This is a genomic window from Lysinibacillus antri, from assembly GCF_003977595.1.
Lineage (GTDB): Bacteria > Bacillota > Bacilli > Bacillales_A > Planococcaceae > Ureibacillus > Ureibacillus antri.
In genome coordinates this window covers 51060-60473 of the sequence record NZ_RYYR01000024.1, presented here as the reverse complement: position 1 = coordinate 60473, position 9414 = coordinate 51060, and the positions used below count along the sequence as shown (strand labels likewise).

Genomic DNA, 9414 nt, shown 5'->3' with positions numbered 1-9414 from the left:
AAGGTCCGCTCGACTTGCATGTATTAGGCACGCCGCCAGCGTTCGTCCTGAGCCAGGATCAAACTCTCCATAAAAGAGAAAATTTGATTAGCTCAAATTTCTTGCTGGCATCAATTATGATGTCCAAATTTTGTTTCTCAACTTAATGAGAAACTTTATTTCATTAACGTTTTGTTGTTCAGTTTTCAAAGTTCATTTCCGCTTGTTTTAAGCGACTTTTATATCTTAACAACTCTTTATCGTTTTGTCAAGACTTTTTATTTTTTCTTACTTCACGAGAAAATCTCTCTCTGAAGTCAGCTTTATTATATTAACTAACTAGCACTTGTTTTGTCAATAACTTTTTAATTATTTCTCAAGTAGCTAGTTTCCATTGTCGCTAAGACTAGCAGCGACTCGTATAATATTACATACTTTCTTTTTATATGTCAACAGAATTTCACAATTTTTTTTACCATCATTCATATGCAATTTCTTAATATAAATGAAAACCAAAATGAGTTGGTCTGGTTTGCTCTTTTTAGAAGAATGTTTTTTATTCACTCTAACGAATTTTACCTTTAGTTTGAATTAAATATAAAGCAAAAAAGGATTGTCTTCACTCTATGTTAGAGAAAAAACAGTCCTTCATTTGTTATTCAAATAGATGTTCGTACCATTGTTTTGCAGCTTGCACTTCACTCATTGTTAGTTGGTGTCCACGATTTTCCCACCGAACCTCCACTTGTGCTCCCACAGTTTCTAACAATTCTTTTAGATCAATGGATTCTTGTTGGGGACATATTGGATCATTTACACCTGCCGCAATGAAAACTGGAGTACCTTCTAAATTCGGTAATTCGATTCCACGTCTTGGTACCATCGGATGATGTAAAATGGCTCCTTTTAATGCGTCTTTAAAATGGAACAATAAACTTGCAGCGATATTTGCACCATTAGAATAGCCAATAGCTATAACGTTATTTCGATCAAAATGATATTCTTTAGCTGATGTATTTATAAATTCATTTAATTCATTTGTACGGAAAATTAGATCTTCCTCATCAAAGACGCCTTCTGCTAAACGTCTAAAAAAACGAGGCATTCCGTTTTCTAACGTATTCCCTCTGACACTTAGTACCGAAGCTTCTGGATCAATCATTTCTGCTAATGGTAGTAAATCATTTTCATCCCCACCTGTCCCATGAAGAAGTAACAATAGTGGTCTGTTAGGATTTTGACCTTCTTTAAATATATGTTTCATACGTTTAGTCTCCTTCAAATTAATCTAGCGAACGAACTTCGATTGGAATTAGAGACATTTCTAATTGATTTCTAAGGTGTTCGTATTGTGATGGTAACATTAATTGATTTCCCATTGTTTCGTAGGACTCATCGTGGGCAAATCCTGGTGGGTCTGTTGCAATTTCAAATAAGATCTCACCAGATTCACGGAAATAGATCGCGTTGAAATAGTTCCGGTCTTTTACATCTGTTACGTATTGCCCGTGATGCATTGCGTGTTCTTGCCATTCTAAGTGATCTGTATTATCTTTTGCACGCCACGCGATATGATGGACTGTTCCTACTCCCATCGTTCCCTTTATACCCGTTGTCATTTTAACATCTATAATGTTACCTATATCCCCGGTCGCTTTAAACCTTGTATAGTCGCCTTCTGTTCCAACTACTTCTAGCCCCATTACATCCACTAATGTTGCAGCAGTTTCATCAGGGCGAACAGAATAGAGAACTGCACCACCAAATCCTTTAATGGCAACTTCTTTTGTAACTTCACCAAATGTCCATGAATTGATATCGCCTTGTTCACGTTCAATAATTTCTAAATGAAGCCCATGCGGATCATCAAATTGTAAGTAGGTTTCATCAAAACGTTTTGCCATTTGATAGCTTATTTCAAATTGAGTTAAGCGATTTTGCCAAAATTTTAATGCGCCCGGTGGTACTACATATGTTGTAACACCTACTTGTCCGTCACCAATTCTTCCACGGTATGCATTCGGCCATGGAAAGAAGGTAATAATTGACCCAGGTCTTCCTCCTTCATTTCCAAAATACAAATGATAGGTCCCTGGATCGTCAAAGTTGATTGTTTGTTTTACAAGGCGTAATCCTAGTACACCTGCATAGAAATCTACATTTTCTTGTGGGTGACCAACAATTGCGGTAATGTGATGGATCCCTGTTGTCTGTTTTTCCATTTTAGCTTCCTCCATATATATCCGATGAACGCTGAGTAAATTGTTTAAAACATTAATATCAATTTGCTCAAAACTCATCTATTTTAATTAATACAACATGCACATTAGACCTTGTGCATGTTGTATTGTGAACTTATCGAATCGTTTTTAATGCTGTTGCCCAAGGAGTTACTTGATCTAACATTTGATTTACTGAATCTGCTTGCACTTCTTTCGGCTTAAAGTCTGTGCCATTTTCAAAGTCTGTGAATAATGATAATGCAGGATGAACACGAACATCTGCCACTAATAATTCTCCTAAGATTCCGCGTAAGTGTTCTGCTGCACGCGCACCACCTACTGAACCGTAAGATACGATACCAGCTGCTTTGTTATTCCATTCTTCACGCAAGAAGTCTAATGCGTTTTTTAGTGCTCCAGTGATGGAGTGGTTGTATTCTTGTACGATGAAGACAAATCCGTCTTGTTTTGCAATAGCTTCAGACCATGCTGCGACACCTGAGTTATCTGCTCCAGCTTCACCTAAAAACGGTAGCTTGTAATCTGCAATATCGATAATTGTATAATTTGCGTCACCACGTTTGTCTGCTAATTCTTTTACCCAAGCCCCTACTTGAGGACTTACTCTGCCCTCACGAGTTGATCCTAAAATAATTCCTATATTTAAATTTGTCATTGTTTGTTCCTCCTTTTGAGTTGTTCCAAATAAATTATTTAAAAATCCCATTGAGTACGTTCCTCTCTTATTCGAATTATTTAATTTTCGACGCCCAAATATCTCGAATTCGAGGTATTTAGTAAAAAAATTTGGGGTGATTGTACATATTAAAAATCACCCTCTCCACAACTTTAAGCTTGTGGATTAACTTCTAATTCAACTTTAATTTTGATATCTTTCCCAACTAATACGCCACCTGTTTCAAGTGCTGCGTTCCAAGTTAAGCCAAATTCTTCACGGTTGATTTTTGCTTCTGCTTCAAATCCGTAAACCTCTACACCCCATGGATTTGTTCCTTTACCACCATATTCAACGTCAAACGTTACTGGTTTAGTTACTTCTTTAATTGTTAAGTCGCCCGTTACTTTATAATCGTCGCCTGATTTTGTAATGCTTGTTGATTTGAAAGTAATTACTGGGAATTTCTCTGCATCGAAGAAGTCACCAGATTTTAAGTGATTATCACGATCTGCTGATTTTGTATTAATACTTGCCACATCAAATGAGAAAGCGATTTGTGCTGTTGTTAAATCTGTTAAATCAGCCGCTTCTACCTCTGCAGTATAACTATCAAAATGACCTTTTACCTTTGAAACCATCATGTGTTTTACTTCAAATCCAACGTTTGAATGTGATTGATCTACTGTCCATTTAGCCATATTAAAATTCCTCCTAAGTGTTATTATCTCGAATTTGAGACATTATTTTAAAAAAATTTAGTAGCTTTAACTACCAATTTATTAATTCTTAATTTTGTTTCGAATTAATTTATCTTTAATTCGAGATAAATGTATCATGAATTCAATTCATCGTCAACTCCTTTTTACAAAAAACCCTATCCTCGCGAAAAAAGTTGCTCCTGCTTTGAGGAACAACTTAATCGTTACTTTTTCAATTGTCTTGTGTACTTCTCCCATTGCACTAAAGAAGGATACGGATCAAACGCCCATTCTGTACGACCGTTGAATTTATACATTCCATAATGGAGATGGGGTGGAAATTTACCGGATGTGCCTTCTTTTCCGTAACCTGTACTTCCAACACCACCAAGAAGTGTACCTGGTTCAACGACATCGCCTACTTTTAAGTCTTTATTAAAATAGGCTAAATGCGCGAAGTAATGATAGGTGTTATGGTTATCACGAATGCCAACGCGCCAACCACCGAATTCGTTCCACCCCATTATCTCTACAACACCGTAAGAAGTAGAGACTACTGGTGTACTATAGCCAGCAAAAACATCTGTTCCTTCATGAATACGTCTTCCGCCCCAGCCACGATTGGCACCCCAAGTTCCTCTATAGCTATAGTTATAGCCTCGTACAGGAACTGGGAAAACATGTGTATCTAGATCATTTGTATTAAAATGTTTAAATAGTTTTGATATCGTTAAGATTTGATTAACTACCTTTTCACTTTGGTAGTAGTCCCATAAAGCGATTTTAAAGTCTTCTTCGCTTGGGCCATACTGACTAAGATAACTTGTCATCGTGAAAATAATATCTTCATCATCGTCAGGACTCGCCACGCCATCACCATTGCCATCAAGCCCTACCCCTCCAAAATACTTTATAGAAAAGGGTGATGTATCATCGAGAATTGGATTTGTTGCTCCTGCCCAATATTCTCTAGAGAACTGAATGGCAACGGTGCTGTCACGTTTTGGAATATCTTTACGTACATCCTGTATATTTCGTTCATATTGATCGATTGCCGCTAAATAATGCCAAGGAACCAAATAATCCTGATATTTCATATAGAGAGTCATTCGCTGTTGCATAATTTCTTCTCTAGATGGCTGCTGCTCCTGGTTAGCTCGAACAAAATCAGGTGAGATAGAACTACAAATCATCATTAGAATGAACAGCGGAATCAATTGTCGGACCAAAAATAAACCTCCTTTCAAACAATAGAATGTCCGAAAAATTTTAATCCATGACTTGAAATAATTTGATTCGTTAAAGGGAAATTTATGATTTGTAGAACAATTTCCAAGTTAACTTATTAGGGATTATGGTACTATAAGGGAAATATAATTTTGGAGGTATTTTATAATGGAAAACTTACAATCCATCGAACAATTCGAACAATTAAAAGCTCAAGGTCAAACAATCTTTATGTTTTCAGCAGACTGGTGTGGAGATTGTCGTTTCATTGATCCTGTTATGCCATCAATTGAAGAAAAATATACAAATTATCGTTTTGTAAAAGTAGATCGTGATGAATTCATTGATTTATGTGTGCAACTAGATGTTTTTGGTATTCCAAGTTTTCTTGTATTTAGAGACGGCGAGGAAATCGGTCGTTTTGTAAGCAAAGATCGTAAAACGAAAGAAGAAATTGAAACATTTATTGATGGATTAAAATAACAGACATGAAATAAGGTTTTGCGGGTAATATAAATTTACAATATCTTTTACGATATTAACATTAGCCCAACACCCTCATCTCACACATTCAATAAAAAACAACATCCCCAACGCATTAGGCGAAGGGGATTTTTTGCGTGTTCAAACTAAAATTTACTTATAGTTGAATTAATCAACCATTGTTAACTTACATTCGTTCGTTTTTCTTATGTACTTCCCATATACTGGACATAGAAAGGGATGAGTTACATGACAAGTTTTCAGTTTGCAAGTCGGATTAGTTCACTACGAAAAGAAGCAGGTATTACACAAGAACAGGTCGCTCAATATGTTGGTGTATCAAAAGCAGCTGTTTCAAAATGGGAAACTGGACTTAGTTACCCTGATATAACGCTATTACCGAAGCTTGCGACGTTTTTTAATTTATCAATTGATTCACTTCTGGGTTATGAACCTCAGATGACCGAGGAAAATATACGAAAATTGTATAACCAACTAGCACAAAAATTCAGCACAAGTCCATTCTCTGAAGTACAAGAAGAGATAGAAGATTATGTAAAGGAGTATTATTCCTGTTTTCCATTACTATTAGAAATCGCAGTGCTTTACTTGAACTACCATACTCAATCCGAACAACCGGGAGAACTATTAAATCGCGTCCTTGAATTATGCGAACGAGTAAGAAGCCATGCACAGGATTATAAATATGTCTATAAAGCTGAAGTGGTAGAATCAACCGCGCTCTTAATGATGGGGGAAGCTGAAAAGGTATTAGAGCTACTTGGGGATGATGTGGAAGTACAATTTGGCACAGATAATATCATTGCAACGGCTCATACAATGCTAGCCCGACCTGAAAAAGCACGTGAAACTCTTCAGATTAGTATTTATCAGCATGTCATGGGATTACTCGCCAGCGCTACAGATTCCCTAATGCTAGAAGTAGATAACAGCGAGCATTATGACGAAACGGTAAAACGGATGGAAATTCTGATTAATCACTTTAACATTGAAAAAATAAATGTAAATTGTGCTCTCGTTTTTTATATCAAAGCAGCTTACGGCTATATGATGCAGCAACGACCTGACGATGCGATGCAAATGCTGAAACACTATGGCCGTTTATGTAGTAGCCTGACTTTCCCTATTTATTTAAAGGGTGATTCTTATTTTGATTTACTAGAAAACTGGATGAAGAAAGAGTTGGCAATTGCTGAATTTACTCCTCGAGATGAAGCCTCGATTAAAAAGGATATTTTAGCAGGAGTAATGGATCAACCTTTACTAGCCCCACTTCATGATCGTCCAGATTTTAAAGCATTGATTTTAAATCTTAAACATCAATTGAATTTATCATAAGGAGTTTTTTTGTATGAAAAGATGGTTAGTCATTTGTTTGACGGCAATCGCCTTATTAGCTGGTTGCTCAAGTACACAAGAAAATAATTCTAAAAAACAGGAGGAACAAACAGTGAACACACAATTTTTAGGTGAATGGACTGGTACAATTGAAGTTCCACAATCACCACTAGTAATTAATATTTCCCTTGAAGAAGCAAAAGGAACATTTTCAGTACCAATCCAAGGGCTTAAGAACTTCCCAATCGAAACACTCCGCTATAACGGCGATACTGTTGATATTACGGTGAATGTACAAGGACAAAAAATGGTTATTAAAGGCACATTAGCTGATGGAAAAATCGAGGGGACATTTACACAAAGTGGCGCAACCTTCCCTGTTACATTTATTCCTAACGATGGAAGTGATGCAGAAGAAGTAACATATAAAGAAGTTTCTATTCCAGTTAAGGACGGAGAGTTAAAAGTTGCTCTACAACCTGCTGCAAATGGGGAACCTTCGCCAGTTGCCATTATTATTGCTGGAAGTGGTCCGACTGATAAAAATGGAAATTCAACTTTAGGGTTAAGCAATAATAGTTTAAAAATGTTAGCCGAACAATTAGCAGAAAACAACATTGCCACAATCCGATATGATAAACGCGGTCTAGGTGATAATACGGCATTAGTAAAAAATCCTACTGATGTGACAATCGATACTTTTGCGAATGATGTAGCGAGCATTATTGCATACGTAAAGGCGCAACCATCTTTTACGTCTGTACATGTGATTGGTCATAGTGAAGGTGCATTACTGGGAACATTAGCTGCCCAAGATGAAGCAGTAGATACACTAACATTAATTGCAGGTACTGGCCGCGCAATAGATGAAGTACTAATTGAACAACTAAGTGCTCAAGTATCCCCTGCACTGTTGGAAGAGAGTAAAGAAATTATTAGCAAAATTAAAAATGGTGAAATTGTTGAGGAAATATCGAATGATCTACAAATGATGTTTGCCGTGCCAAATCAGCCTTACCTAGCTTCTTGGATTAAATACAATCCAACTGAAGAACTGAAACAATTAAACAACCCTACGCTTATTATTCAAGGAACAACAGATTTACAAACAAATGAAAAGGATGCAGAAACTCTTGGTACTGCTGCAACAGAACTTGTGTATATCGAAGGCATGAATCACGTACTAAAAGAGGCTCCACAAGACCGTGCAGCGAACTTTGCTACTTATAGTGACCCATCATTACCATTACACGAAGAGCTTTTACCACTAATTGAAAAATTTATTAAAAATAAATAATCAACGACAATAAAATTATATACAAGCAAAAACTCCCCATTGCAATTTGCTGTAGGGAGTTTTATTTTCCAAGAATAATCCATCAAATTTTGAGAATATCCGCAACCGTCCATTATTCTTGCTAGATTTGCGAATATGTTAAAATTACATAGAGAAAATATTTGCAAGGTACTCCCTTCTTTCTTAAACCAAAACACATCCCACAACACCTCATAATTGAAGTGCCACCAATGACCCATCACTTATATCTCAAATTTTGGAGATTTCAACCTGTGGAATCTCCTTTTTTCTATTATTAAAGCTCCACGCTTCTCACTAGCCATGTTGCCATACGAGCGATTATATCCGTTCGCAATTGTACCAGTTCATCATACTGATAAAAAAATTGAAGCTTTTCTTCTACTACCGTGTCACTTGTTGGAGTTTGAGTTAATACAAAATGGGCAAAAGACTCCGAGAAATCTTCTTCAGGAGAAACCTTTGCATAATCCGATACGAAATATTCGTCTAGCTCACCATTGCCCGGTGTATGCCAAAACTGTATATAAAAATCTGTAATATAGGCGTCTTTATAGAAACACCCTGAATCTTGTAAATAGATCCCTTCACACCCTTCTTCATCCGCCCAATAATCTAGTTGCGATTGGTTTAAAGATAAAAAATGGGCGTATTCATGTAAATACGTGACCAATGTTTCCGATGCCAACTCAATATTTTTATTGTTCATTGCAAGCGTCCAACTTTCATCGTGTGCATCATGAAGTGACACGTATGCTAATGTATCGCCACTTTCAAAAACTTCAAATCGATTAATTTCTTTTCGATTTTCTTCTGGTATAAGCCAGCTAAAGCTAAACCACAAATCCGCGTGGTATTCCATTTCTTCTTCTGATATATCATCATTTGTATAGATTACTTCTTCATCCAGATCAACATCATATGTATTCAGTACGGTGATTCCTTCTTCACCTGTTGCAACAGATTCTTCGATTACCAGTGACCCATACTCTCGCTCCAATTCCACTAGAACTTCATTTCCCCATTCAATACAAGAATCGATATCAATACAATCAATCAGCAAAGTACATGTTTCCTCTTCCGCAATAAAAACCTCATTACTATAGCATCCATTATCTAGAAGTTTAATTTCTTCATTTGCAGCTACAATTTCAGGCTCGACATTTACAAGAACAACTTCTTCTGGTGCCACTGTTTCTTCCACTTCAACGGCTATTTCTTCCTCCCATTCCTCACAACCAACCAGTAAAACACATAGAGCAACGAACAGCAAGCGGAGTATTGTCAAAAGGTCGTACACTCCTTCCTACATCTAATGTCTCTATATATTACTAGCCGATTGAATGCATCATGATTGAGATAAAAAATAATTTGTCATTTACTTACGCCCATTTTCCCAAAAGTTTTTTAAAAAAATTGGGAGGGGCTTAGGTCAATTGATATAAGGACAAA

The 9414-nt window shown here is 36.6% G+C and carries 9 protein-coding genes and 1 rRNA gene; 3 read left to right on the top strand and 7 right to left on the bottom strand.

Going from position 1 to position 9414, the window contains the following annotated elements; all coding sequences use genetic code 11:
- From EK386_RS15110 to EK386_RS15085, 6 genes are all read right to left on the bottom strand, one after another.
- Window positions 1-74, bottom strand: a 16S ribosomal RNA gene (locus EK386_RS15110); the annotation flags it as partial.
- A 560-nt stretch (window positions 75-634) separates the two neighbouring features.
- A complete protein-coding gene (locus EK386_RS15105; RefSeq protein WP_126660017.1) occupies window positions 635-1243 on the bottom strand; it encodes an alpha/beta hydrolase in 609 nt (202 codons plus the stop codon).
- Window positions 1244-1262: 19 nt separating this feature from the next.
- Window positions 1263-2216, bottom strand: a complete 954-nt coding sequence (locus EK386_RS15100; protein WP_179966047.1) for a ring-cleaving dioxygenase — start codon at window positions 2214-2216, stop codon at window positions 1263-1265.
- A gap of 118 nt (window positions 2217-2334) precedes the next feature.
- Entirely contained in the window at window positions 2335-2928 is a 594-nt protein-coding gene (locus EK386_RS15095; RefSeq protein ID WP_126660015.1) for an NADPH-dependent FMN reductase, read from the bottom strand.
- Window positions 2929-3050: 122 nt separating this feature from the next.
- Complete coding sequence (locus EK386_RS15090; RefSeq protein ID WP_126660014.1) at window positions 3051-3578, bottom strand: YceI family protein; 528 nt, start codon at window positions 3576-3578, stop codon at window positions 3051-3053.
- A 224-nt stretch (window positions 3579-3802) separates the two neighbouring features.
- Entirely contained in the window at window positions 3803-4807 is a 1005-nt protein-coding gene (locus EK386_RS15085) for a M23 family metallopeptidase (protein ID WP_370512000.1), read from the bottom strand.
- A gap of 166 nt (window positions 4808-4973) precedes the next feature.
- Between EK386_RS15085 and EK386_RS15080 the strand changes: the two genes are divergently transcribed.
- The 3 genes from EK386_RS15080 to EK386_RS15070 all read left to right on the top strand — a co-directional run bounded on the left by EK386_RS15080 (window position 4974) and on the right by EK386_RS15070 (window position 7944).
- Complete coding sequence (locus EK386_RS15080; RefSeq protein WP_126660013.1) at window positions 4974-5288, top strand: thioredoxin family protein; 315 nt, start codon at window positions 4974-4976, stop codon at window positions 5286-5288.
- A gap of 249 nt (window positions 5289-5537) precedes the next feature.
- A complete protein-coding gene (locus EK386_RS15075; RefSeq protein ID WP_158674446.1) occupies window positions 5538-6647 on the top strand; it encodes a helix-turn-helix domain-containing protein in 1110 nt (369 codons plus the stop codon).
- A 13-nt stretch (window positions 6648-6660) separates the two neighbouring features.
- Window positions 6661-7944, top strand: a complete 1284-nt coding sequence (locus EK386_RS15070; RefSeq protein ID WP_126660011.1) for an alpha/beta hydrolase — start codon at window positions 6661-6663, stop codon at window positions 7942-7944.
- 295 nt (window positions 7945-8239) lie between these two features.
- Here the strand turns inward: EK386_RS15070 and EK386_RS15065 are convergent, their stop codons facing one another.
- Entirely contained in the window at window positions 8240-9250 is a 1011-nt protein-coding gene (locus EK386_RS15065) for a hypothetical protein (RefSeq protein WP_126660010.1), read from the bottom strand.
- Window positions 9251-9414 lie beyond the last annotated feature (164 nt).